The sequence below is a fragment of the Streptomyces sp. JN8 genome (genome assembly GCF_055808075.1).
On the sequence record NZ_CM147852.1, the window covers coordinates 7,147,435 to 7,172,806 of the forward strand.

The 25,372-nt window shown below is 74.6% G+C and carries 18 protein-coding genes; 9 read left to right on the forward strand and 9 right to left on the reverse strand.

Annotated features, from left to right (window positions below; all coding sequences use genetic code 11):
- Positions 1-387: 387 nt before the first annotated feature.
- Positions 388-1,635, reverse strand: coding sequence for a glycosyltransferase (locus tag ACY0MR_RS31665; RefSeq protein ID WP_473556737.1), 1,248 nt, complete (start codon positions 1,633-1,635; stop codon positions 388-390).
- Between the two features lie 58 nt (positions 1,636-1,693).
- On the opposite strand from ACY0MR_RS31665, the gene ACY0MR_RS31670 reads away from it, so the two are divergent.
- The 8 genes from ACY0MR_RS31670 (at position 1,694) to ACY0MR_RS31705 (ending at position 11,810) form a co-directional block, all read left to right on the forward strand.
- Positions 1,694-2,488 (forward strand): glutamate racemase, encoded by a 795-nt coding sequence (locus ACY0MR_RS31670; RefSeq protein WP_473556740.1) that lies wholly within the window; start codon positions 1,694-1,696, stop codon positions 2,486-2,488.
- 497 nt (positions 2,489-2,985) lie between these two features.
- Complete coding sequence (locus ACY0MR_RS31675; protein ID WP_388796561.1) at positions 2,986-3,558, forward strand: hypothetical protein; 573 nt, start codon at positions 2,986-2,988, stop codon at positions 3,556-3,558.
- Positions 3,559-3,753: 195 nt separating this feature from the next.
- On the forward strand, positions 3,754-5,451 hold the full coding sequence (gene lnt, locus ACY0MR_RS31680) for an apolipoprotein N-acyltransferase (RefSeq protein ID WP_473556742.1): 1,698 nt from the start codon (positions 3,754-3,756) through the stop codon (positions 5,449-5,451).
- Between the two features lie 128 nt (positions 5,452-5,579).
- A complete protein-coding gene (locus ACY0MR_RS31685; protein WP_388796567.1) occupies positions 5,580-6,062 on the forward strand; it encodes an NUDIX hydrolase in 483 nt (160 codons plus the stop codon).
- A 178-nt stretch (positions 6,063-6,240) separates the two neighbouring features.
- Positions 6,241-8,118: a helix-turn-helix domain-containing protein gene (locus ACY0MR_RS31690; RefSeq protein WP_473556744.1), complete on the forward strand. Its 1,878-nt coding sequence runs from the start codon at positions 6,241-6,243 to the stop codon at positions 8,116-8,118.
- Positions 8,119-8,180: 62 nt separating this feature from the next.
- The gene (gene tsaD, locus ACY0MR_RS31695; protein WP_473556747.1) at positions 8,181-9,281 is read left to right on the forward strand and encodes a tRNA (adenosine(37)-N6)-threonylcarbamoyltransferase complex transferase subunit TsaD; all 1,101 of its coding nucleotides are present in this window, start codon (positions 8,181-8,183) and stop codon (positions 9,279-9,281) included.
- 139 nt (positions 9,282-9,420) lie between these two features.
- Complete coding sequence (locus tag ACY0MR_RS31700; protein WP_473556749.1) at positions 9,421-10,242, forward strand: class I SAM-dependent methyltransferase; 822 nt, start codon at positions 9,421-9,423, stop codon at positions 10,240-10,242.
- 212 nt (positions 10,243-10,454) lie between these two features.
- A complete protein-coding gene (locus ACY0MR_RS31705) occupies positions 10,455-11,810 on the forward strand; it encodes a lamin tail domain-containing protein (protein WP_404083678.1) in 1,356 nt (451 codons plus the stop codon).
- A 102-nt stretch (positions 11,811-11,912) separates the two neighbouring features.
- Here ACY0MR_RS31705 and ACY0MR_RS31710 read toward each other — a convergent pair whose 3' ends face one another.
- From ACY0MR_RS31710 to ACY0MR_RS31735, 6 genes are all read right to left on the reverse strand, one after another.
- A complete protein-coding gene (locus ACY0MR_RS31710; RefSeq protein ID WP_361850577.1) occupies positions 11,913-12,575 on the reverse strand; it encodes a deoxynucleoside kinase in 663 nt (220 codons plus the stop codon).
- 188 nt (positions 12,576-12,763) lie between these two features.
- Entirely contained in the window at positions 12,764-13,330 is a 567-nt protein-coding gene (locus ACY0MR_RS31715) for an antibiotic biosynthesis monooxygenase (RefSeq protein ID WP_392043818.1), read from the reverse strand.
- A gap of 151 nt (positions 13,331-13,481) precedes the next feature.
- On the reverse strand, positions 13,482-14,003 hold the full coding sequence (locus tag ACY0MR_RS31720; protein WP_404083149.1) for an HIT family protein: 522 nt from the start codon (positions 14,001-14,003) through the stop codon (positions 13,482-13,484).
- A 117-nt stretch (positions 14,004-14,120) separates the two neighbouring features.
- A complete protein-coding gene (locus ACY0MR_RS31725; RefSeq protein ID WP_388796582.1) occupies positions 14,121-14,474 on the reverse strand; it encodes a UBP-type zinc finger domain-containing protein in 354 nt (117 codons plus the stop codon).
- Positions 14,471-16,030, reverse strand: a complete 1,560-nt coding sequence (locus ACY0MR_RS31730) for an ATP-binding protein (protein WP_473556753.1) — start codon at positions 16,028-16,030, stop codon at positions 14,471-14,473. Before ACY0MR_RS31730 ends, ACY0MR_RS31725 begins: the two co-directional genes overlap by 4 nt.
- On the reverse strand, positions 16,027-17,703 hold the full coding sequence (locus tag ACY0MR_RS31735) for an NAD(P)/FAD-dependent oxidoreductase (RefSeq protein WP_473556755.1): 1,677 nt from the start codon (positions 17,701-17,703) through the stop codon (positions 16,027-16,029). The genes ACY0MR_RS31730 and ACY0MR_RS31735 overlap by 4 nt, the downstream gene beginning before the upstream one ends.
- Positions 17,704-17,937: 234 nt before the next feature.
- On the opposite strand from ACY0MR_RS31735, the gene ACY0MR_RS31740 reads away from it, so the two are divergent.
- Positions 17,938-19,824, forward strand: coding sequence for an AMP-dependent synthetase/ligase (locus ACY0MR_RS31740; protein WP_473556757.1), 1,887 nt, complete (start codon positions 17,938-17,940; stop codon positions 19,822-19,824).
- A gap of 19 nt (positions 19,825-19,843) precedes the next feature.
- On the opposite strand, the gene ACY0MR_RS31745 is transcribed toward ACY0MR_RS31740, so the two are convergent.
- Entirely contained in the window at positions 19,844-21,250 is a 1,407-nt protein-coding gene (locus ACY0MR_RS31745; protein WP_473556759.1) for a M1 family metallopeptidase, read from the reverse strand.
- Positions 21,251-21,294: 44 nt separating this feature from the next.
- Entirely contained in the window at positions 21,295-25,197 is a 3,903-nt protein-coding gene (locus ACY0MR_RS31750; RefSeq protein WP_473556761.1) for a Pls/PosA family non-ribosomal peptide synthetase, read from the reverse strand.
- Positions 25,198-25,372 lie beyond the last annotated feature (175 nt).

Here is a 25,372-nt window from a genome sequence, read left to right on the forward strand (position 1 = left end):
ATGTGCTGGTTGGGGAGCCTGATTAGAGGGTTGTTTGACGGGCTTGCGGAAGAACCGGATCCCCAATCCGAGCGAACATGCCAAAAACGGGCGGCGGAACGTCTCAAGATCATGTAAAAGCCGAGTTCGGAGGGGGTTACCGGCGGGTCCGGAGCCCCGGACCACCCGGCCGCGCCCGGGCATGAAGAACAGATAAAGAAAGGGTGCCCGGAAGGGGTGCGCGGAGTGATCATGGGCATGCTTAACCGTCAATCCGCGGATCTCCGGGGCGATGTGTACACGCCGAATTGACGGCGCTACTCCCCGTGTCGGGAAAACTATTTCCGTTAAGGGGTGCCGCCCGTCCGAGGCGGCGCCACCCCCCGGGCCCGGCCGCGGAAGCGACGGTCACTCGCCCGGAGCGGCGTCCCGGCACCGACCGGTAACCGCCCCGGGCCGCGCGTACGTCCGGCCCTTCCACGCCGCGCCGACCCCCCGGTAGTGCCGGACCGCCGAGTCCACCGTCATCAGGAGGTACAGGAACGCGGTGAAGGGGAGCAGCGGAGCGAGCCAGGGCGGCTGACGGTAGTAGCGGAGCATCGGCAGGTACGTCCCCGTCATCACCGCCCAGGCCGCGCCCCCCGCCCACGCCGCCGTCCCGTCCCCCCGCACGGCCCCCGCGCACAGGGCCGCCGGCGGCACCAGATACACCAGCACGAGTCCGGCCACCGTGCCCAGGAGCAGCAGAGGGTTGTGCCGCAGCTGCGCGTACGCGCTGCGGGCCACCATGCGCCACAGGTCGCCCAGCCCGGGATAGGGGCGCACGCTGTCCACCCGCTCCGCGAGGCCCAGCCAGATCCGGCCGCCGGTCCGCCGCACGGCACGCGCCAGCGACACGTCGTCGATCACCGCCTGCCGGATCGCCTCCGGCACGTCCGCCGCCACCGCCGTCTCCGTCCGCAGCAGCACGCACCCGCCCGCGGCCGCCGTCGCCAGCGGGCGCGGCCGGTTGATCCAGCGGAACGGATAGAGCTGGGCGAAGAAGTAGACGAAGGCCGGCACCACCAGCCGCTCCCAGAGGCTCGCCACCCGCAGCCGCGCCATCTGCGACACCAGGTCGAGTCCGTTCGCCTCCGCCGCCGACACCAGCAGGCGCAGACTGTCCGGCTCGTGGGCGATGTCCGCGTCCGTCAGGAGGAGGAACCCGGGCCCACGCGTGCGCGCCAGCGCCATCCCGCTCCGCAGCGCCCACAGCTTCCCCGTCCAGCCCGGCTCCGGCTCGCCCGGCGACACCACGGTCAGCGGCAGCCCGCCGCACCGGACCGCGAGCTCCCCGGCGAGGCGCCCCGTGCCGTCCGTGCTCCCGTCGTCCACCAGGATCACCTCGGCGACGCCCGGATAGTCCTGGGCGAGCAGCGACGGCAGGCTCAGCGGCAGCACCTCGGCCTCGTCGCGGGCCGGCACCACGACGGCCACCCGGGGCCACCCGTCCGGCTCCCCGGCCTCCCGCCCCGCCCCGCCGCCGGAGGCCCGACGGCGCCCGTCCCGGGGCGCGGACGGCAGCCGCTGGTCCGTGCGCCAGAAGAAGCCCTGGCCGAACAGCAGCCAGACCCAGACGGCCAGGGAGGCGAGCGCGAACCAGGCGAGGGTGCTCATTCGCGGCAGTCTGCCCCAGATCGCGGGCCCCGGAACGCTCATCGGCTAGGGTGACCGGGTGAAGATCGCGCTCATGGACTCCGGGATCGGCCTCCTCGCGGCAGCGGCCGCGGTGCGGCGGCTCCGGCCGGACGCCGACCTCCTCCTCTCGAACGACCCCGACGGAATGCCCTGGGGACCGCGTACCCCCGAGGACCTCACGGAGCGCGCCCTCGCCGTCGCCCTCGCCGCGGCCGAGCACCGTCCGCAGGCCCTGATCGTGGCCTGCAACACCGCCACCGTGCACGCCCTCCCGGCCATCCGCGCGGCCCTCGAACCGGACATCCCCGTCATCGGCACCGTCCCCGCGATCAAGCCCGCGGCCGCCGGCGGCGGCAAGGTCGCCATCTGGGCCACCCCGGCCACCACCGGCAGCGCCTACCAGCGGGGACTCATCCGCGACTTCGCCGACGGCGCGGACGTCACCGAGGTGCCCTGCCCCGGACTGGCCGACGCCGTGGAGCACGCCGACCCCGACGCCGTGGACCGCGCCGTCGTCGCCGCGGCCGCGCTCACCCCCCGGGACGTCCGCACCGTCGTCCTCGGCTGCACCCACTACGAACTGGTGGAGGAGCGGATCCTCGCCGCCCTCCAGGCCCGCGGCCGCGCCGGACTGCCCCCGCTCGTCTTCCACGGCTCCGCCGAGGCCGTCGCGGCGCAGGCGCTGCGCCGGGCCGGCGCGCAGCCCGCGCCCGACGCGGACCCCACCGGCGGCCTCTCGGTGCTCCTCGGCGGACGCCCGGGCCGGCTCCCCGCCACCGCCCTCGGGTACGCCGAGGGGCGCCTCCTCGCGGCGGCGGCCGCCGCCCACTGAGCCGCCGGGCGGCGCCGCCTGCCGAGCGGGGCCCGACGCCCGCGGATCGGCGGACTCCGACGTCCATCGACCACCGGGCCGCGGCGCCCGTCGAGCGCCGACCCCGACGCCCACCGAGCGCGGGGCGCCGACCTCCATGGACGGGCGGGCTCCGACGTCCGCTGGGCGCCGGCGCCGACGCCCCTCCACCCGGCCGCGGGCGAGACGACGTCATCCGACCCTGGACGAGACCACGTCAGCCCACCCCGGACGAGACCACGTCACCCGACCCCGGACGAGACCACGTCACCCGACCCCGGACGAGACGACGTCACCCGACCCCGGACGAGACGACGTCACCCGACCCCGGACGAGACGACGTCACCCGACCCCGGACGAGACAACGGTCACCCCTCGGACGGAGTCGCCCGCCCCTCGTCGGGGCCCGCTCACCCCGCGTGCCCGGAAGACCTCGCTCCGTCGCGCTGTTCCGGCCGATCCTGGGTACTCTTCCCGATATGAGGGACCTTGCCCGGAATCAGTACGCCGACGAGCGGTCGCCCGCCGTCTGGACCGGACGCGCCACGAACCGCTTCCAATGGGTCGCGGCGGTCGCCGGTGCCGCCTGCATGGCCCTCGGCATCGCCATCGCCGTCGAGTCGGCCTGGACCTCGGGCATCGCGCCCCTTCTCATGGCCGTGATCGGCTGCGTCGCCGCCGGACTGCTGGTTCTCTTCGGCACCCTCGCCTTCGTCCACGTGGCCGTGAAGGTCGACGACAGCGCCATGGAGGTCCGCTGCGGCCACATCGGCGTGCCGCGCCGCCGCATCCTCCTCTCCCACGTCGTCGGCGCCGACTTCGAGCCGAGCGTCACCCCCCGCCACTGGGGCGGCTGGGGCTACCGCTGGCGCCCCGAGCAGGGCACGGCCGTGGTCGTCCGGCGGGGCGAGGGCCTGAGCCTGCGCCTCGGCGACGGACGGACGTTCACCGTCACCGTCGACGACGCCGAGTCCGCGGTACGCGTCATCCGCGACCGCCTCCGCGGCATGGCCCCGCCCGCGCCGCCCGCCCCGACCGGCCGCCCCGTCTGATCCGCCGGCGTCGCGGCCACGGGCATCGGCCCGCGCGATGCCGGCTCCGGATCCGGCCCGACAGGGCGGGAATCCCGCAGGCCGTCGGAGTCCGCGTCGGACTCCGTTCGCGTCCGTCCGAGCCCGTTCACGGGGCCACACGCCCGGGACTCCCGCCCGCCGGTGCCGACAGGAACGACCCGTAGACTCCGCAAGGTGAGCGCCACCATCACCCCCGTCGACGCGTCCGCAGCCGACACCGCACCCGCACCGTCCTCCCGGCTGCGGCGGTACGCACGGCCCGGGGCGGCTCTGCTGTCCGGACTCCTGCTCTACCTGAGCTTCCCGCCGCGCCCCCTCTGGTGGCTCGCGCTGCCCGCCTTCGCCCTGCTGGGCTGGAGCCTGCGGGGCCGCCGGCTCCGCGCCGGATTCGGCCTCGGCTACCTCGCCGGGCTCGGCTTCCTGCTGCCGCTCCTCGTCTGGACCGGCGAGGAGGTCGGCCCCGGCCCCTGGATCGCGCTGGCCGCGGTGGAGGCGCTGTTCATCGCCCTCGCCGGTCTCGGCATCGCCGCGGTCTCCCGGCTCCCGTGGTGGCCGTTCTTCGCCGCCGGCGTGTGGATCCTCGCGGAGGCGGCACGCGCCCGCGTGCCCTTCGGCGGCTTCCCCTGGGGCAAGATCGCCTTCGGCCAGGCCGACGGGGTCTTCCTCCCGCTGGCCGCCGTCGGCGGCACTCCGGTGCTCGGCTTCGCCGTCGCCCTCTGCGGTTTCGGCCTGTACGAGGCCTGCCGGCAGATCCGGGCCCGCCGGGGCGCGGGCACGCACACCGGAACCCCTGACGAGACCGCCGCCGCACCGGCCCGCCCGGACGGCGCGTCCGACGGCGGCGTCGAGCCGGCGGCCGGAGCCCGGCCCGGACGGCTCCCGCACGGACCGCTCGTGGCCGCGGCGCTCGCCGTGCTCGTCCCCGTCACCGGCGCCCTCGCCGCACTGCCGCTCGTCGACGACTCCGCCGAGGACGGCACCGCCACCGTCGCCGCCGTCCAGGGCAACGTCCCCCGCCTCGGCCTCGACTTCAACGCCCAGCGCCGGGCCGTCCTCGACAACCACGTCGCCCGGACCCGCGAGCTCGCCGCGGACGTCAAGGCCGGCCGCGCCCCGCAGCCCGACTTCGTGCTGTGGCCGGAGAACTCCTCGGACATCGACCCGTACGCGAACGCCGACGCGGCCGAGGTCATCGACGGCGCCGTCCGCGCGATCGGCGTGCCGACCGTGATCGGGGCGGTCGTCGCCCCCGAGACCGGCAAGCTCCGGAACACCCTCATCGAGTGGGAGCCGGACCGCGGTCCCGTCGCCACCTACGACAAGCGGCACGTGCAGCCCTTCGGCGAGTACATCCCGATGCGCCCCCTCGTCCGCATCTTCAACAGCAACGTCGACCGCGTGAGCCGCGACTTCGGGGCCGGCACGAAGATCGGGGTCTTCGACCTGGCGGGCACCAAGGTCGGCCTCGCCACCTGCTACGAGGCCGCCTTCGACTGGGCCGTGCGCGACACCGTCACCCACGGCGCCCAGCTGATCAGCGTCCCCAGCAACAACGCCACCTTCGGCCGCAGCGAGATGACCTACCAGCAGCTGGCCATGTCGCGGGTGCGGGCCGTCGAACACAGCCGCTCGGTGGTCGTCCCCGTGACCAGCGGGGTCAGCGCCGTCATCCGCCCCGACGGAGAGATCGTCGCGGAGACGAAGATGTTCACCCCGGACGTCCTGGTCGAGAAGGTGCCGCTGCGCTCCTCGCTGACCCCGGCGACCCGGATGGGCACCCTGCCCGAGGCCCTTCTCGCGGCCCTCGCCGCCGTCGGCCTCGGCTGGTCGGCCCTCCGCGCGGTACGGGCCCGGCGCACCCGCGTCCCGTAGAACGCGGTGGGACGGCGCCGTCCCGTGCACCGCGCCGACCGGGCCTCCCGCGGGCTGGCCGCCGGTGGCCCGGCCCGCGGGACAGGGCCGTCCGCGGCCGGACCCGGGGGTGATCTAGGGTCGGTGCCATGGCTACCCCTGACTTCATCCGGGCCCTGCGCGAGACTGCCGGCCACCAGCTCCTCTTCCTGCCCGGAGTGAGCGCCGTCGTCTTCGACGACCGGGGCAGGGTGCTGCTCGGCCGCCGCGCCGACAACGGGCGCTGGGCGATTGTCGGGGGCATCGTCGAACCGGGGGAGCAGCCCGCCGACTGCGCGGTGCGCGAGGTCTTCGAGGAGACGGCCGTGCACTGCGAGGCCGAGCGGATCGTGCTCGTCGAGACCCTGCGCAAGCCCGTCGTCTACCCCAACGGCGACCAGTGCCAGTTCGTGGACGTCACCTTCCGCTGCCGCGCCGTGGGCGGCGAGGCCCGGGTCAACGACGACGAGTCCCTGGAAGTCGGCTGGTTCGACGTGGACGACCTGCCCGAGATGAAGCGCTTCTCGCTGATGCGGATCGAGAAGGCGCTGGCCGACGAACCCACCTGGTTCCGCACCACGGCGACCGACTGAACCACGGGCCCGAGGCGCGTCGACGGGAGAACGGACGCTCCCCGGGCCACGGAGCGCGCGTGCTCCTCACCGCCCTCGGAGCCGTACCCGACCCCGGCGCGACCGGCGGCGCGCCGACCCCGTCAAGGTCGTCCACAGGGGTGGTGCGACCACATGGTCGGCAGGTATCCCTGTGTCCATGTCCCACGAACCCGCCTCCTTCCTCGAACTCCTCGCCAGGGGAGCCGCGACGGAGGCCTACGACCGGCCCGTGCTGCTCGCCCGCGCGAGCGGCGCCGGCCCCGAGGCGCTGGCCGAACTCGAAGAGGCCAAGCAGCTCGCCCTGCGGGTCCGGGCGGAGCTGGAGGGACGACGGAGGCGCGAGGCGGAGCTGTCCGCGCTCTTCGAGACCGCCCACGACCTCGCGGGACTGCGGGACCTCGACGCCGTGCTGCGTGCCATCGTCCAGCGCGCCCGGTCCCTCCTCGGCACCGAGGTCGCCTATCTGAGCCTCAACGACCCGGTGGCGGGCGACACGTACATGCGGGTCACCGAGGGCTCCGTCTCGGCGCGCTTCCAGCAGGTGCGCCTCGGCATGGGGGAGGGCCTCGGCGGGCTCGTCGCACAGACCGCCCGCCCGTACGTCACGGACGACTACTTCGGCGACGCGCGCTTCCAGCACACCCGGACGATCGACACGGCGGTACGGGACGAGGGCCTCGTCGCCATCCTGGGCGTACCGCTCAGCCTCGGCGCCCAGGTCATCGGCGTCCTCTTCGCCGCCGACCGCCGGGCCAGGGTCTTCGAGCGCGAGCAGGTCGCCCTGCTCTGCTCCTTCGCCGCGCACGCCGCCGTCGCCATCGACACCGCCAACCTCCTCGGGGAGACCCGCTCGGCCCTCGCCGAGCTGGAGCGCGCCAACGGCATCATCCGCGAGCACAGCGCCGTCATCGAGCGGGCGTCCGAGGTCCACGACCGGCTCTCCGAACTGGTGCTGCACGGCGGCGGCGTCCACGACGTCGCGCACGCCGTCTCCGAGGTCCTCGGCGGCACCGTCGCGTTCACGGAGGAGCGCGCCGGGGCCGCTCCGGGCGCCGACGGGCACGCGGTCCGCGAGGGCGACGACTGGGTCGCCGCCGTCTCCGCCGGAGGCGAGACCCTGGGCGCCCTCGTCCTGCACGGCCGACCGGAGCTCGACCCCGTCGACCAGCGCACCCTGGAGCGCGCCGCCCTCGTCACCTCCCTCCTCCTGCTCGCCCGCCGCTCGGCGGGCGAGGCCGAGCAGCGGGTACGGGGCGAGCTCCTCGACGACCTCCTCGACGCCCCCGACCGCGACCGGCTGCTGCTCCGCGAGCGGGCGGCCCGGCTCCGCACCGACAGCGAGGCCCCGCACGTGGTGCTCGCCGCGCGCGTCGACCGGGCCGGCGGCCCGGCCGAGCCGGACGCCGGCGGCCGCGAGAGCGCCGACCGGCAGCGCCTCTGGTCCGCGGCGACCCACCTGGCCGCGACCCGTCGCGGACTCGCCTCCGCCCGCGACGGCGGAACGGTCCTGCTGCTGCCCCTCGGCCCCGGCGAGAGCGCCGCCGACCTCGCCCGGCAGACCGCGCACGGTCTCGGCTCCACCCTGCGCGAACCGGTCACCGTGGGCGCCTCCGCCCCCGTACGGGCCCCGCTCGACCGCCCGGACCAGGTGGCCGTGGCGTACGCGGAGGCCCGCCGCTGCCTCGACGCGCTCCGGCTCCTGCACCGCTCCGGACAGGGCGCCGCCGCCGAGGACCTCGGCTTCCTCGGGCTTCTGCTCGCCGACAGCCGGGACATCGACGGCTTCGTCGACCGCACGGTCGGCCAGGTCGTCGCCTACGACCGGCGGCGGGGCACCGACCTGGTCCGCACTCTGGACGCCTACTTCGCGAGCGGCATGAGCCCCGCCCGTACCAAGGACGCGCTCCACGTCCACGTCAACACGGTGGCGCAGCGCCTGGAACGGGTGGGCCGCCTCCTGGGCACCGACTGGCAGTCCCCCGCCCGCGCCCTGGAGATCCAGCTGGCACTGCGCCTGCACGCCCTGGCCGACTAGGCGCCGACCGGTCCCACCGGCACCGGCGCCGACCCCGGCTCCTTATTGCACATATATTGCAGATGCAAGCAGAGTGCATAAGGAGTGGCGCAGTGGGTGGACCGATCGTCCTGGGAATCGAGTCGTCGTGCGACGAGACCGGCGCGGGGATCGTGCGGGACGGGAAGCTGCTCGCGCACGTCGTGGCGTCGAGCATGGACGAGCACGCCCTCTTCGGCGGGGTGGTGCCGGAGATCGCCGCGCGGGCGCACCTCCAGGCGTTCAACCCGGTCGTGCGGGGAGCCCTGGAACAGGCGGGGCTGCGGCTGGGGCAGATCGACGCGGTCGCCGTCACCACCGGTCCCGGCCTCTCCGGCGCCCTCCAGGTCGGTCTCGCCGGGGCGAAGACCCTGGCCTACGCGGCGGGCGTGCCGCTCTACGGAGTGCACCACCTGGCCGGTCACGTCGCCGCCGACACCCTGGAGCACGGCCCCCTGCCCACCCCGTGCGTCGTCCTCATCGTCTCCGGCGGCCACACCTCCCTCCTGCTCGTCCGCGACCTCGTGCGCGAACCGATCCTGCACCTCGGCGACACGCTCGACGACGCGGCGGGGGAGTGCTTCGACAAGGTCGCCCGCATCATGGGCCTGTCCTACCCCGGCGGGCCCGCCATCGACCGGGCCGCCCGGGACGGCGACCCGCGTGCGGTCGACTTCCCCCGGCCCCTCACGCGGCCCGGCGACGATCCGTACGCCTTCTCCTTCTCCGGCCTCAAGACGGCCGCGGCCCGCTGGGTCGAGAAGCACCGGGCCCAGGGTCTCGACCTGCCCGTCGCGGACGGGGCCGCCGCCCTCCAGGAGGCCGTCGCCGACGTCCTGACCCGCAAGGCGCTCGCCGCCTGCGCGGCGTACGACGTCGGGACGCTGATCGTGGTCGGCGGCGTCGCCGCGAACTCCCGCGTCCGCGGCCTGGCCGAGCAGCGCTGCGCCGCCGCCGGGGTGGAGCTGCGCGTGCCGCCGATGACGCTCTGCACGGACAACGGCGCCATGATCGCGGCCGTCGGCGACCTCCTCGTCCGGTCCGGCGCCGAGCCCGCCCCGCTCGCCGTCTCGATCGACCCGTCGGCACCCCTGGAGTACGCCTCCCTCACCCCGCTGCCCGCGCCCCCGGCCCGAGCCGCCTGATGAACGCCCCGCTCGACAGGCCGCCGCCGGCCCGCGACATCGGGACCCGTCCGGCCCGTGCACCCTTTCGGGTCGCACCGGGCCGGCGCCGTCGACAGGGACGGCACCCGACGCCAGACTGGTTCCGGAGGTGACGCGGGTGGAGCAGGTGGAGATGCGGGCCGCGGTCCGGGAGACGTACGGGCCGGCCGACCTCAGTTCGGTGCCGGTGTTCGCCGGCGGATTCATCAACTTCGGCTCCTGGCGGTCGATCGACCTCGCCGGGCCCCTCACGGTCGACGACCGGGTCCGCAGCCAGCAGGACCTGTACCGCCGGGTGCTCGACGCCGCCGGGCCGCTCACCGGCCGGCGGATCGCGGAGGTCGGCTGCGGTCTCGGCGTCGGCTGCGCCCTCGCCCTGCGCGAGTACGGCCCGGAGCGGGTGACCGGCATGGACATCCACCCCGAGCAGCTGGAGCGGGCCCGCCGGACCAACGCCGAGCTGCTGGCGGCGTCGCCCCAGGGGCTGCGCTTCGTCCAGGGCGCGGCGGAGGACATGCCGTTCGGCGACGGCGAGTTCGACTGCGTCTACAGCGTCGAGGCCGCCCAGCACTTCGACGACATGGCCGCCTTCACCCGCGAGGCGGCCCGGGTGCTGCGCCCCGGCGGGCGGCTGGTCGTCGCGAGCTTCTTCACCCCCGGCACCGACCCGGAGAGCGGAGCACGCCTCGCGTCCGCCCTGGAGACGTTCGCCGACGGACTCGACATCGCGCGCCCCGTCACCCTCGTCACCGACGCCCTCACCCGGGCGGGCCTGACCGACGCGCGGGCCGTGTCCATCGGACCGGACGTGTGGCCGGGCTGGGACCGCTGGCTCTCGGACCAGTGGGCGCCGGGCACCTGGCCGCGCAACTTCCTCACGGCGTACGAGCGGCGCGACCTCGACTACTACCTCGTGACGGCGACCCGCCCGGGGGCCTGACCCGGCACGGCCGGCCCGGCGTGGGCGGCGCCTCCTGCCGTTCGGCAGGCGTTCACCCGACAACGGGCCGGACGCCGAACGGCGTTCGGCGTCGGGCGTGATTCTCGTGACGCCCTTCGCCCCTCTTCCAGGACGGACCCCCCGTGCCCGAAGAACGTGCTCCCCGGAGCCGTCGCCTCCTCCCGATCCGCGTCGCCGTCGCCGGTGCCACGCTGCTCGCCGCCGCCTCCCTGGTCGCACCGACCGCGCACGCCGCCCCGGCCGATGACGTCCGGATCAACGAGGTGGTGACGACCGGCGCCGTGGACGACTCGATCGAGCTGTACAACAAGGGAGCGGCCGCGGTCGACCTCTCCGGCTGGGTCCTCAAGGACGACGACGCGAGCCACACCTTCACCGTCCCGGCCGGGACGACCCTCGCCCCGGGCGCGGCGCGCGCCTTCACGGTGGCCTCCGCGTTCGGCCTCGGATCCGGCGACAAGGCCCGGCTCTACCTGCCCGGCGGCAGCACCCTCGTCGACAGCTTCGCGTGGAGCGCGCACTCCGCCCCCTCCTGGTCGCGCTGCCCCGACGGCACGGGCGCCTTCGGGAAGGCGGCCCTGACGCTGGGCGCCCCCAACGACTGCGGCTCCGGCGGCGGTACGAACCCGGTCGCCTGGCCCGGCGGCGGCTCGGTCGCGACGGCCGACGCGACCGACGTCTTCGGCGGCGACCTCAGCGGCCTGTACCAGGAGGGCTCCGTCCTCTGGGCCGCCCAGAACTCCGGCAGGCTGTGGCGCCTGGTCCGCGACGGCTCCGGCGGCTGGCGCCCGGACACCGCGAACGGCTGGAGCACCGGCAAGACCCTGCGCTACCCCGGCGGCAGCGGCAGCCCCGACAGCGAGGCCGTCACCCTGACGGGCGCCGGGGCCGCCGGCGGCGCGTACGTCGCCACCGAGCGCAACGGCGACGCCTCCGGGACCAGCCGGCTCTCCGTCCTGCGCTACGAGGTCACCGCCGGCACCGGCGGCTCCCTCACCGCCACGAAGGAGTGGAACCTGACCGCCGGCCTCCCGGCGGTGGGCGCCAACCTCGGCTTCGAGGCGATCACCTGGATCCCCGACGGCACCCTCGTCGCGGCCGGGTTCAAGGACCAGTCGACGGGCACGGCCTACGACCCGAGCCGGTACGGCGCGCACACCGGAGGGGTCTTCCTGCTCGGCGTGGAGGGCACCGGTGCGGTCCACGCGTACGTCCTCCAGGACGGCGGCGGCGCCACCCGCGTCGCGACGATCGCGAGCGGCACGGCCGGCGTGATGGAGCTCCAGTGGGAGCCGCAGGCCGCCCGGCTGTGGGTGGTCTGCGACGACACCTGCGGCGGCGTGCACCGGACCCTGAAGATCGACGCCACGGGCGCCTTCGCGCCGGTGGCCTCCTACCAGCGCCCGAGCGGCATGCCCGACCTCAATAACGAGGGCTTCGCCCCGGCCGGGGCCGACGAGTGCGTCGGTGGCAGCAAGCCCGTCTACTGGGCCGACGACGGCAACACCGGCGGCCACGCCCTGCGGCGGGGCACGATCAGCTGCTGAACCGCGGCGGCGGGCGGTCCGGCGGGCGCGGGGTCCGTCCGCCCCGGGGCCGTGACCCGGCCCCCGGGGCGGGGGCCCGGGCCCGGCCGGTCCCTGCCGGGGTCAGGGCCGGCGGGTGGCCGCCGCGAGGGCGTCCCTGACCTCCCGGGCCACGCGGTCCGCGTCCTCGGGGTTGTTGACGACGTCCGTGTGGTTCATGTCGATCACGAGGACGTCGCTCGCCGAGTAGTGCTCGTGCACCCAGTCGTCGTAGCCGGACCACAGGGTCCGGTAGTACTCGACGAGGCCCTCGTCCTGCTCGAAGTCCCGGCCGCGCAGACCGATGCGGTGCAGCACGGTCGCGAAGTCGGCCTTGAGGTAGACCATGAGGTCGGGCGCCTTGCGGTAGGGCAGACCGTCGATCTCGCGCATCATCTCGCCGAGCAGCCCCTCGTACACCTGCATCTCGAGGGAGGTGATCCGGCCCAGGTCGTGGTTGACCCGGGCGAAGTACCAGTCCTCGTAGATCGACCGGTCGAGGACGTTGTGGCCCTGCTTGTAGGCCTCCTTGATCGCGGCGAAGCGGGTCTGGAGGAAGTACAGCTGGAGGAGGAACGGGTACCGCTTCTCCTGGATCTCCTCGGGGCTCGCCGTGTAGAAGAGCGGGAGGATCGGGTTGTCCTCGACGCTCTCGTAGAAGACGTCGCTGCCGAGATCCTTGGCGATCAGCTCGGCCACACTCGTCTTGCCGATTCCGATCATGCCGCCGACGCAGATCACGGACATACCTCACTTCTCCCTGGGAGTCTTCCTTGCACGGGCGGGTGAGCCGGATGAGCCGGGAACTCCGCACCAGTGAGACGCACGTCGGTGGTCACCCGATTCCCCGGGATCTTCGTGATCAGCGTCGTCGGCCCCGAGGCCGCCCTGAATCTTAGATGACGAACGCGCCCGGGCGTCCGGCCCCGCGGCGGCTACGGGGTGAGCCAGCGGCGCAGCAGCCTGCTCACGGCGGGCATCGCCACGTACGTCATCAGCACGTTGAAGACGCACGCCACGACGGCGCTGCTGACCAGGAGCGGGAGGCCGGTCAGCCGGGGGATCAGCAGCAGGCTGCCCAGGACCGAGATCGGGTAGATCGCCAGGGTCGCGCTGATCGCCATCTTCCACCGGGGCGGCGCGGGCCGGGTCGAGCCCGGCTTCGCGAACCACGTCTCCATGCCGGTCAGCGTCCGCCGGGCGATCTCCGTGTGGTGGTGGCCCTCGCAGTCGGCGAACCAGGACGCCCGCTCCGGCGACTCCTGCCACGCCCGGCACGCGGCCTCGTCCCGGAAGCGGTGGACGAGGAACCACGGGGCGTCGCCGCCGGAGGAGCGGAAGAAGCCGTAGCCCAGGTGACCGGGGAAGGCGGCGGCGCTCTCCAGGATGCCCTTCGCCCAGAGCTCGAAGGCCGCCTCGTAGCCCGGTTCGACCCGGCGGGCTATGAGGAGGGTCACCTCGCCGGTGTCGGCGGGGACGGCGGTGTGCTCAAGGCTGGTCACGCTCACAGGAACTCCATCCGATCGCGCCGCGCCCGGCCGTACTCTACGCAGGGCCCGCCGCGCCCGGTCAACCGCCGGTCACACCCCGGTCGCGGCGACGCACCCCCTCCCTACGACGCGGCCCGGTCGCCGGTCCGGGCCGGACCGGGGGTCACGGGCCGGTGAGGCGGTCCAACTCGTCGCCGATCGCGTCGCGGAGGGCGTCGTGCCGCGGGCCGAGCGCGTACGCCTGGTCGCTCCAGCGCTCCCTCGGGTACAGCCACACCGGCATCCCCACGAGGTCGTCCGGCTCCCAGGAGTACCGGGGCCAGACGTGGGCGTGCAGGAAGCCGTCGGTGTTGCCGAGGATCTCCAGGTTCACGCGCCGGAAGGCGGGGTCGAGCCGCCGGCAGGCGCGCTCGACGGCCTCCCCGAGGCGGTCCATGTCGGAGAGGAACCGCAGGCGCCGGTCCCGAGAGAGCTCCGACAGCCGCTGGACGTCGGGGTCGTCCACCAGGAGCACGGAGTACCCCGGGAGGAACTGGACGTCCCCGATGACCGCGAACCCGGCGTCGAGCCGGCGGAGCACCGAGGGGTTCGCACCGCGCAGCGCACTGCCGATGCGGTCCGACCGCCAGCCGCCCGCCTCGCCCGTCGTGTCGTTCGCCGCGCTGTTCGTGATGTCGTTCGTCATGACGCCGGACCCTACCGGCGCGTGATCGGGGGCCGGTGCTCCCCGGTCAGGGCCGGTCGGCGGCCGGTTCGGCCCGCGCCGGGCCGGCGGCCGCGGGTCCCGGCGCGGGGCCTCCGCTCAGGGGTGCAGGTGCTGCCGCCAGTCGTCCGGGACGCGGCCGACCGGCCCGGGAGCCGGCTGGTCGGCCGGGTGGCCGCCCGGCGGGGCCAGCGCGGGGCCGCCGTCGTACAGGTCGTCGGTGGCGTAGTTCCAGAACCAGTCCTCGCCCGGCTCGAAGCTCTGCACGAGCGGGTGACCGGTGGACTTCCAGTGGGCGGTGGCGTGTCGGGCGGGGGAGGAGTCGCAGCAGCCGACGTGCCCGCACTGGGCGCAGCGCCGCAGGTGGAACCACCAGCCGCCGACCGCGTCGCAGTCCGTGCAGCCGGTCCCGCTGGGCGGGACGCTCGGGTCGAGTCCCTCGATCTCGGTCATGCGCGCTCCTCGTCGGTGCGGGCGCCGGTCCCCGTGGCGGTACCGGGCTTCGGGTCGGTCTCCGGGGCGGTCTCCGGATCGGTCTCCGCCCGGGTCCCGGGGGCGGTCAGCGGCAGCAGCACCTGGAAGCGGGTGTCGCCCGGGACGGACTCGACCTCGAGGCTGCCGTGGTGCTTGCTCACCACGATCCGCCAGGAGATGTCCAGTCCGAGACCGGTGCCCTCGCCGACCGGCTTGGTGGTGAAGAAGGGGTCGAAGATGCGGCTGCGGATCTCCTCGGGGACGCCGGGCCCCGTGTCGCGGAACTCCACGAGCAGCCGGTCGCCCTCGCGGGCCGTGCGGACCGTCAGGGTCCCCTCGCCCCCGGTGCTCCGGATGGCCGCCACCGCGTTGTCGATGAGGTTGGTCCACACCTGGTTCAGCTCCGCCGGGTACGCGGGCACGTCGGGGAGGGAGCGGTCGTACTCCTTCACGACGCGCACCCCGGAGCCGATCTTCCTCGACAGCATCAGCAGGGTGCTGTCGAGGAGTTCGTGGACGTCCACGTCGCGGTGCGGGGCGCGGTCGAGCTGCGCGTACTGCTTGGCCGCGTCCACCAGGTGGGAGATGCGGTCGGTGGAGTCGCCGATCTCGTCCATCAGCAGCTCGGTCTCGACCGTGTAGTTGAGCCAGCCGACCGCCCCCGGCAGGACGTCCTCGGCCACGGTCGCCGCCACCTGCTCCAGCCAGTCCGTGTCGAGACCGGCCTGGACGAAGACGGGCGCGTACCGCCAGCCCTCCCGGATGCCGTGGTCCTCCAGCCAGTCGGCGAGCTCGTCCTCCCGGTCGGAGGCCTCCAGCGGGCTGAGCGCCGGTGCCTTGGCGACCCGCTCCGCGGTGCGCTCCTGGATCTCGATCAGGTCGGCGAGCGCCTCCCGGGAGTAGGGGCCGCGGGCGATGACGGACAGCTTGTGCCGCATCTTCCCGACCCGCTCCCGCAGCGCCGCCGTGGCCCGCACGGCCGCGGCGGCCGGGTTGTTCAGCTCGTGGGTGAGGCCGGCGGACAACGAGCCCAGGGCCAGGAGCCGTTCGCGCTGGCCGATGGCGCGCTGGGTGTTCTTGGACCCGAAGAACAGCCCTTCGAGGAGGTGCACCGCCATGGGGAACCACTCGGCCATGATGTCCGCGAACGACTGCGCCGGCATCACGAAGAACCGGGTGGGCTCGGTCACCCGCAGGGAGTTGTTGTACGTCTGGGGCACCCGGTCGCCCAGGTACGCCTGCATGGCGCCCGCGTACACACCGCGCTGCGCGGTCCGGCTCACCTCGACGTCGTCGCCGCCGACCCGGCGGTACAGCACGACGGTGCCCTCGATCATCACGTAGAAGCAGGTCGCGGGATCGCCCTCGGTGTAGACGGGCCCGGGCCCGAAGAGCTCCACCCGCCCCTCGGCGCACAGCCGGTCGAGCTGCTCCGGCGAGAGCTTCTCGAACAGGAACAGCGAGCCGATCTCGTGCCGGTCGCAGGGCGTCACCCGGCCGCCCGTGTTCTGACCGCCCGTGTCCTGACCGGTCATGACTGCTCCAGATAGCGGTGGACGAGCATCACGGCCATGGCTCCCTCTCCGACGGCGGAGGCGACGCGCTTCGCGGACTGGGCGCGCGCGTCGCCCGCCACGAACACCCCGGGGACGTTCGTCTCCAGGTGGTAGGGCGGCCGGTCGAGGCCCCACTCGGCCGGCGGCCGCCCGTCCGGCGTGAGGTCGGGGCCGGCCAGGATGAACCCGTGCTCGTCGCGCAGCACCGTCCCGTCGAGCCAGTCGGTCAGCGGTGCCGCGCCGATGAAGACGAACAGCCACTGGGCGTCGACGTCCTCGGTGCCGCCGGTCACGGCGTCCCGCAGGGTCAGCCGCTCCAGGTGCTCCGCGCCGTGCGCCGCCTCGACGACCGTCCTGGGACGCACGGTGATGTTCGGCGCCTCCTCGATCTGCTGGATCAGGTAGTACGACATCGTCGCCGCCGGCGACTCCCCGCGGACGAGCAGCGTCACCGACTTCGCGCCCCGGGCGAGGAACACCGCGGCCTGCCCGGCGGAGTTCGCGCCGCCGACGATGTACACGTCCTGGTCCTCGCAGGAGGACGCCTCGGTGAGGGACGAGCCGTAGTAGACGCCGCGACCGGTGAGGTCCTCGCAGCCGGGAGCCGGGAGCTGCCGGTAGGACACCCCGGTCGCGAGGATCACGCTGTGCGCGGCGACCTCGGTTCCGTCCGAGAACCGCACGACGCGGGCCGCGCCGTTGGCCTCCAGACCGGTGACCTCGCGGGCGGTGAGGATCTCGGCGCCGAAGCGGCTCGCCTGGCGGCGGGCGCGCTCGGTGAGCTGCCCGCCGGACACGCCGTCCGGGAAGCCGAGGTAGTTCTCGATCCGGGAGCTCTGGCCGGCCTGCCCGCCGGTCGCCGACCGCTCGACCAGCACGGTCCGCAGCCCCTCGGAGGCCCCGTACACCGCCGCGCCGAGCCCGGCCGGTCCGCCGCCGATGACGACCAGGTCGTAGAAGTCGGCGGCCGGGGTCGTCGCGAGCCCCACGTGGGCGGCGAGTCCGGGCGCGTCCGGTTCGACCAGGACCGTGCCGTCGGGGGTGATCACCAGGGGCAGCCGGTGGTCGTCGGCACCGGCGGCGGCGAGGAGGCGCAGGCCCTCGGGCTCGTCGGAGGAGTACCAGCGGTACGGCACCTGGTTGCGGGCCAGGAACTCGCGCACCGACGAGGAGCGCGCCGACCAGCGGTGGCCGACCACCTTCGTCGCCGGCACCGGACGGTAGTCGCTGGCGCGCCAGGCCGTCAGCAGGTCGTCCACGACCGGGTAGAGCTTCTCCTCCGGCGGGTCCCAGGGCTTGAGGAGGTAGTGGTCGAGGTCGACGACGTTGATCGCGTCGATGGCCGCGCCGGTGTCGGCGTACGCGGTCAGCAGGACGCGGCGGGCCCCCGGGTACACCCCGAGGGCCTGTTCGAGGAACTCGATGCCGTTCATCTGCGGCATGCGGTAGTCGGCCAGGATCACGGCGACCAGGTCGCCCCGCAGCTTCAGCTCGCGGAGCGCGTCGAGCGCGGCCTCGCCGGATTCGGCGCGCACGACGCGGTAGCCCCCGCCGTAGCGGCGCCGCAGGTCGCGGGCGATGGCGCGGGACACTCCCGGGTCGTCGTCCACGGTCAGGATGACGGTCCGTGCCGCGTCGGTGGCCTGTGCCATGCGTCTCCGCCCTGCTCGCCTCGGCCGGCCGGCACGGCGGGCTGCCGACGCCGGCTCCCGCCCATCGTATGTTCGATCGCGGAGGCCCGCCCGGGACGCGGGAGCCCGCCGGGGGACCTTTCTCCGTCCGCTCCCTTACGCACCGGGCGCTCTTCCGCCTAGCCTCGCCACAGCCCGTACGTCACCGGCCGGTCGCCCGACCGTCGCCGGGCGCTCCGGCCCCGGGGGGTTGAGTTGAGTTCCGCGCCGCACCTGCTCGAAAGCCGCCCGCCGTCGATGGCGCACATCCTCCTCGCCCGGGTCGGGGCCACCCCCGACCGGGAGGCCTACCGCCACCCCGTCGCGGCCGGGAACGGCCCGCCCGGCACCGAGGAATGGCGCTCGCTGACCTGGGCGCAGACCGGCGAGCGCGTGAAGGCGATCGCGGCCGGCCTGCTCACCCTCGGGCTGGCGCCGGAGGACCGGGTGGCCATCTCCTCCTCGACGCGGATCGAGTGGATCCTCGCCGACCTGGGCATGATGTGCGCCGGCGTCGCCGCCACCGCGGTCTACCCGAGCACCGACGGCGAGGAGACGGCGTACATCCTCGCCGACTCCGGCAGCCGGGCGATCTTCGTGGAGAACGCCGAGCAGCTGGCCAAGGTCGCCGCCCACACGGCCGGGCTGCCCGCGCTGGCCACCGCCGTCGTCATCGACGCGCCGGCGGACCCGCCCCGGGCCGAGGGGCTGGACGTGCTCACCCTCGCCGAGCTGGAGCAGCGGGGCGCGGCGCACCTGAAGGAGCACCCGGACGCGGTCGACACCCGGGTCGGGGCCATCCGCCGCGACCAGCTCGCCACCCTCATCTACACCTCGGGCACGACCGGCCGCCCGAAGGGCGTGCGCCTGGCGCACGACTGCTGGTCCTACCAGGCCGCCGCGCAGGAGGTCAGCGGACTGCTGCTGCCCGACGACGTCCAGTTCCTGTGGCTCCCGCTCTCCCACGTGTTCGGCAACGCCCTGATCGCCGGCCAGGTGAAGACCGGCAGCGTGATCGCCGTGGACGGGCGGATCGACCGCATCATCACCAACCTCCCCGCCGTCCGGCCCACCGTGATGGCGTCCGCGCCGAGGATCTTCGAGAAGGTCTACAACGGCCTCGCCGCCCGCTCCAGGGCCGAGGGCGGCCTGAAGCACCGGATCTTCCTCTGGGCGGCGAGGGTCGCCCGCGACCACGCCAGGACCGGGCAGGAGACCCTGGTGGCGACGGGACGGCGGGCCGTGCCCCGGTGGCTGTCCGTGCAGCACGCGGTGGCGGACCGGCTCGTCTACGGCAGGATCCGGGCGGCCTTCGGCGGCGCGCTCCGCGGCAGCGCCTCCGGCAGCGCGGCGCTCGCCCCCGACATCGGCTATTTCTTCGCCGGGGCGGGGGTGCCCGTCCTGGAGGGCTACGGCCTGACGGAGACCAGCGCGGCCGTCACGGTCAACCCGGTCGAGGACTTCCGGGTGGGCACCGTCGGCCGGCCCCTGCCCGGGACCGAGGTCCGCATCGCCGAGGACGGGGAGATCCTGCTGAGGGGGCCCGGCGTGATGCGGGGCTACCACAACCTGCCGGAGCGGACCGCCGAAGTGCTGGACGCCGACGGCTGGTTCAGCACCGGCGACATCGGCGAGATCGACAAGGACGGCTTCGTCCGGATCACCGACCGCAAGAAGGACCTGTTCAAGACCTCGGGCGGCAAGTACATCGCGCCCACGGAGATCGAGAGCCGCTTCAAGGCCGTCTGCCCGTACGCGAGCAACATCGTGGTCATCGGCAGCGACCGGAACTACTGCACCGCGCTGATCGCGCTCGACGAGACCGTGATCATGCCCTGGGCGGAGGCCGAGGGCCTCGGCGGGCGCGGCTACGCGGAGGTCGTCTCGTCGCCGGAGGCGCACGCGCTGATCGACGGCTTCGTGCAGCGGGTCAACGACGGCCTCCAGCGCTGGCAGACGATCAAGAGGTTCGCGGTGCTCCCGCGCGACCTCACCGTCGAGCACGGCGAGCTGACCCCGAGCCTCAAGGTCAAGAGGCCCGTGGTGGAACGGACGTACGCCGACGTCGTCGAGGCGATGTACGAGGGCGCCCGGGAGGCCTGACACCGGGGGAGCCCACCCCCTAGGCGGAGGCCCTGCCGAGCCCCCCCGATCCGCCGTTCGTCGGCGGGTACGAGGGGCGTGCCGGTACCGACGGGGAGCCGTGCGGGGCCGGGAAGGGCGGCAGGGCCGGCTGCTGCAGCCACGCCGTGAGCAGGGCGTCGACCGGCTCGGCCGCGTAGCGGGACACGTGCGCCGCGAACGACGCCGTGGTCACCACGCCGTGGCGGTGCACGGTCGCCCAGTCGCGCAGCATGCGGAAGAAGGCCTCGTCGCCCAGGGCGCAGCGGACCGCGTGCACGGTCAGGCCGCCGCGCTCGTACAGCCGGTCGTCGAACATCAGCTTGCGCCCCGGGTCGGCGAGCTTCAGGTCCTGCGGCAGCCCGGCGAGGAACCGGTGCGCGACGGCCGCCAGTTCGTGCGCGGTCCGGCCGCCCGAGCGCTCCGACCAGAGCCACTCGGCGTACTTGGCCAGGCCCTCGTTCAGCCAGATGTGCCGCCAGTCGGCGATGGTCACGCTGTTGCCGAACCACTGGTGCGCGAGCTCGTGCGCGACCAGGCGCTCGGAACCGCGAACGCCGTCCACGTGGTTGGCGCCGAACAGGGAGAGCCCCTGGGCCTCCACCGGCACGTCCAGCTCCTCGTCGGCGACGACCACCGCGTACTCGCCGAACGGGTACGGCCCGAACAGCTCCTCGAACAACCGCATCATCGCGGGCTGCCGGGCGAAGTCGCGCGAGAAGCGGGACAGCAGGTGCGCCGGCACATGGGCGCTCTGCGGCACCCCGCCGAGCCCCGGGTCCCCCAGCAGCACCGTCTGGTACATGCCGATGGAGAGCCCCACCAGGTAACTGGACGTCGGCGCGGCCTGCTCGTACACCCAGGTGGTCGTACTGGCCTTGGTCGTGCGGGTGAGCAGCCGCCCGCCCGCCACCACCGTGTACGCCGACGGCGTGTTGACCGAGATCTGGTACGAGGCCTTGTCGGCGGGCCGGTCGTTGCACGGGTACCAGGAGGGCGCGCCCACGGGCTGGCTCGCGACCAGCGCGCCGTCGGTCAGCTCCTCCCAGCCCAGCCCGCCCCAGGGACTCCGCACCGGCTTGGGGTTGCCCGCGTAGTGCACCTCCACGGTGAACGCGGCGCCCGCGGACAGCGGCTTGGCCGGGCGGACCCGGAGCCTGCCGCCGCGGTGGGTGTAGTGCGGGGCCCGCCCGTTCACCAGGATCCGGCCGACCCGGAAGTCGGACAGGTTCAGCTGGAACTCGGTGAGCGGCGCCCGGCCGGCGATCGCGCTGAGCCGCGCCGTCCCCGCCAGCCGGTTGGGGCCCGGTCGGTACTCCAGAGCGAGTTCGTACCGGTGCACGCGGTAACGGGAGTCGCCGTGGTCAGGGAAGTACGGGTCCGTCGCCGTCGTCCGCTCGCCGCTCACTGCCGCTCCCGCTCCCTGCCCTGTGCCGTGCCCGTGCTGCCCGTTCAGGGCCGCCACGCCTCGATCGGATTGCCCAGCCAGCGGGTGTCGGCGGGGACGGATTCCCCGGCCATCACGAGCGAGGCGGGACCCAGCGTGCTGCGGGCCCCGACCGAACTGCCGGGCAGGACGATGCCGCCCGGGCCCAGGGTGGCGCCCTCGCGGAGAACCACAGTATCCGTCCTCAAGATCCGGTCGTGGAAGAGGTGCGTCTGCAGGACGCAGCCGCGGTTCACGGTGGCCCCGTCGCCGAGGGCGACCAGATCGGTCTCCGGCAGCCAGTAGCTCTCGCACCACACCCCCCGGCCGACCCGGGCCCCGAGGCCGCGCAGCCACAGGGTGAGCAGCGGCGTGCCCGGCACGGCCCCGACCAGCCACGGCACGGCGAGGACCTCGACGAAGGTGTCGGCCAGCTCGTTGCGCCACACGAATCCGGACCACAGGGGGTGCTCGCCCGTCCGGTGCCGGCCCACGAGCAGCCACTTGGCGGCCACCGAGAGCAGGCAGGCGGCCGCTCCGGCGCCGAGCAGGACCGGCCCGGACAGCAGGGCCGCGGCCGGGAGACCCGCCACCGCCGCCAGGGCGCACAGCGTCGCCGCGGTCAGGACCGCCAGGGCGGCCGAGGCGAACACCGGGAGCAGTCGGCAGAGCTCCACCAGGCCGCGCGCCCAGAGCAGCCGGGCGGGCGGGTCGTACGTCCTGCTGAGGTCGGAGTCCGCCGCGGACCGGGGCAGCCGGACCGGCGGCAGGCCCAGGTACGAGCTGCCCTTCTTGGCCTTCTTCGGCGTCGCCGAGAGCACCCCCACCAGCCCGTCGTCCGGCACCGTGCGGCCCGGCGCGGTCATGCCGGAGTTGCCGAGGAAGGCCCGGCGGCCGATCTCGGAGTGCCCGATCCGCACCCAGCCGCCGCCCAGCTCGTACGGGGCGGTCAGGGTGTCGTCCGCGAGGAACGCGCCCTCGCCGACCGTGGTGAGGCTCGGCAGGGCCAGCACCGTGGACACCTCGGCGCCGCGGCCGATCCGCATGCCGAGCAGCCGCAGCCAGACCGGCGTGATCAGCCCGGCGTACAGCGGGAACAGGGTCTCCCGCGCCCGGTCCATCAGCTGGGTCACGGTCCACGCCTGCCACGCGACCCGGCTGTGCGTCGGATGACTGCCGGTCCGCAGCCCGAGGCTGAGCAGCCGCACGGCCACGAGCACCAGCGACGCGTACGCGAGACCGTAGGCGAGGGCCCCCGGCACCACGGCGACCAGGGCTCCCCGCAGGGCCCCGGTGAGCCCGGCGCCGGCGGGCACGAACCGGGTCGCCACCAGGAGCGCGGGCAGGGTGGCGAGCACCGGCAGCAGCGTGAGCAGGAAGCCGGTCGCGCCGTAGACCGCCCGCCAGCGGAGCGGGCGCGCCGGGCGGTCCCCGGGCCAGTTCCGCTTGGCCTTGCCGAGCTTGCCCGCGGGCGCCCCCGCCCAGCGCTGCCCGGTCGGGATCTGCCCGGCCACCGCGGACCCGGGGGCCACCTCGGCCCGCTTGCCGACCCGCGCCCCGGGGAACAGCAGGCTGCGGGTGCCGACCACGGCGCCCGCCCCGACCTTCACCGGTCCGATCTCCAGCCGGTCGCCGTCCAGCCAGTACCCGGAGAGGTCCACCTCGGACTCCACCGCGCAGCCGCGCCCCAGCTTGAGCATGCCGGTGACCGGCGGCAGCGAGTGGAGGTCCACGTCGGGCCCGACCTTGGCGCCCAGAGCCCGCGCGTAGCGCTCCAGCCAGGACCCGGTGAGCGAGGTCGCGCCGGACAGCTCGGCGAGCCGTTCGGCCGTCCACAGGCGCAGGTGCACCCGGCCGCCGCGCGGATGGCGGCCCGCCCGCACCCCGCGCAGCAGCAGCCGCGCGCCGCCCGCCGCGATCGCGAGCCGGCCGGGCGGGCTGAAGAACAGCGCCGCCCCGGCGGCCACCAGCCACCACGAGGCGGTCGGCGCCCACGGCGCGGACCCGGACCACGCCAGCACGTTGCCCAGGGCGAGCAGGGCCACCGTCCAGCGGAGTCCGACGACGGTGAAGAGCGGCACCAGCAGGAGGGACTGGAGCAGACCGGCCCGGAACGGGACCGGGGGGATCGTCCGGACGGCCCCGTCGTCCTGGACGGACCGCTCCAGCCGCCGGGCCAGCTTGCGCAGCGTGGGCTGCTGGTAGACGTCGACGACGGCCGCGCTCGGATAGCGGGTGCGGAGCCGGGTGGTGAGCTGTGCGGCGGCGAGGCTGCCGCCGCCGATGGCGAAGAAGTCGTCGGCGGCGCTCGTGACGGCCACCCCGAGGGTCTCGCTCCACTGCTCGGCCAGCCACGCCTCCGTGCCGTACAGCTGCTCGGCGGGGCCGGCGGTCTCCAGGTCGGGCAGGGGCCACGGCAGCGCGTCCCGGTCGACCTTGCCCGATGTACGGGTGGGCAGCTCGGCGACCGGGGCGAGGAGCGGCACCAGGGCCGCCGGGAGCTCGGCGCGCAGCCGCTCGACCGCGGCGGCGCGGTCCCAGCCCTCCTGGGTCACCAGGTACCCGACGAGCAGCTGGTTGCCGCTGCGCGCGGTGCGGACGGCGGCGGCCGCCCCGGCGACACCGGGCAGCCCCTGGAGGGCCGAGTCCACCTCGCCCAGTTCGATGCGGCGGCCGCCGAGCTTGATCTGCTCGTCGCCGCGGCCGAGGAAGACCAGGCCCTCGGGTTCCGCCCGGACCAGGTCGCCGCTGCGGTAGGCGCGCTCCCAGCCGAGGGCCTCCAGCGGCGCGTACTTCTCCGCGTCCTTCTCGGGATCGAGGTACCGGGCCAGCCCGACGCCGCCGATGACCAGCTGGCCGCTGCCGCCCATCGGCACCGGCTCACCGGACTCGTCGACCACGGCCAGCTCCCAGCCGTTCAGCGGGAGACCGATCCTGATCGGCTCCGCGCCGGTCAGCAGGGAGGCGCAGGCGACGACGGTGGCCTCGGTGGGCCCGTACGTGTTCCACACCTCGCGGCCCTCGGTGACCAGCCGCTGGGTCAGTTCCGGCGGGCAGGCCTCGCCGCCGAAGATCAGCAGCCGGACCTCGGCCAGGGTCTCCGGTTCCCACAGCGCGGCGAGCGTCGGCACGGTGGAGACCACGGTGATCTCCTGCTCCACCAGCCAGGGGCCGAGGTCGGCGCCGCTGCGCACCTGCGACCGGGGGACGGGGACCAGGCAGGCGCCGTAGCGCCAGGCCAGCCACATCTCCTCGCAGGAGGCGTCGAAGGCGACGGAGAGCCCCGCCATCACCCGGTCGCCGGGACCGATCGGCTCGTCGACGAGGAACAGCGCGGCCTCGGCGTCCACGAACGCGGCGGCGCTGCGGTGGCTGACGGCGACGCCCTTGGGCCGACCCGTGGAACCGGAGGTGAAGATGATCCACGCGTCGTGCTCGGGTCCGGGGCGTCCGGCCGGGGCGCGCTCGCCCTCGCGGCCGGTGGCGTCGATCCGGCCTCCGCCGCCGACGACCGCCCGTACCCCGGCCTCGCCGAAGACCAGCCCGGCCCGCTCGTCCGGGTCCTCGGCGTCGACCGGCACGTAGGCCGCCCCCGCGGCGAGCACCGCGAGGATCGACGCGTACAGCTCGTTCGTCCCGGACGGCACCCGGATCCCCACCCGGTCGCCGAGGCCCACGCCGGCCGCCGCCAGCGCCCGGCGCCGGTCCTCCACCTCGGCGGCGAGCGCCCGGTAGGTCAGCTGCGCGGTGCCGTCGTCCAGGGCGAGTTCGTCGGGGTGGGCCCGTACCGACGCCTCGAAGACGTCGACGAGGGTGCGCACCGGGGCCGCCGGGCCGGCGGAGAACCGGGCCGACTTGTCGGCCTCCTCCTCCCTGCCGTCCGCGTCGTGGAGCAGAGCGGTCTCACCGTGCTCGGGTGTGGCTGCCATCGGACCTCGCGTCTCGTTCCCGGCAACGTCCGGGTCGCCGGCGGAGCCCGGGTCTGCCCGGGTTGTTCCGTTCCGACGCCAAACAGCCCGCCAGTCTAGTGTGTCGGCCCGGATTCTCCGGGCGACACCTTGCGCGTGGCTGGTGCCCAGCGGTATAGGAGGCGTCTTCCGGCTG